We start from the raw sequence: 374 nt of genomic DNA, 5'->3' as shown, positions 1-374 counted from the left end.
CCTATCTTCACCTTAACGTTTGATAGTTCAAACCCAAGCATTTATACCTTTACACTACTAGAGCGACTAGACCATGCGCCTGGCGATGGCAACAATGACATTACTTTCGATTTATCGGTTTATGCCGAAGACACCGATGGTGATGTGTCCGCTCCTAAGCAACTTGAAGTAGTTATCGGGGATGATGTTCAAGTGATGCAATCTGGAGACTTACTAGTCACTGAGCCAACCTCGGGCACGGCGAGCAGCAATGTGTTTGAAACAATAACGGGTCCAAGTGCAGATGGTTCAACAGTTACTAAATTTACCTATGATGGTGGGGCTGAGGTTCTTCTCGATCAAAACGATATTAATGAGCAAGTATTTGTTTACCC

1 protein-coding gene is annotated in these 374 nt (G+C 44.1%); it reads left to right on the top strand.

Annotation, left to right across the window (positions count from 1 at the left end; all coding sequences use genetic code 11):
- Nucleotides 1-374, top strand: a 374-nt coding sequence (locus AB4486_RS27150) for a hypothetical protein (protein ID WP_372119888.1), incomplete at both ends; no start/stop codon positions are given.

This window comes from Vibrio sp. 10N.222.55.C6, assembly GCF_041473395.1.
GTDB classification, from domain to species: domain Bacteria; phylum Pseudomonadota; class Gammaproteobacteria; order Enterobacterales; family Vibrionaceae; genus Vibrio; species Vibrio crassostreae_C.
This window is presented reverse-complemented; position numbering and strand designations above follow the sequence as displayed.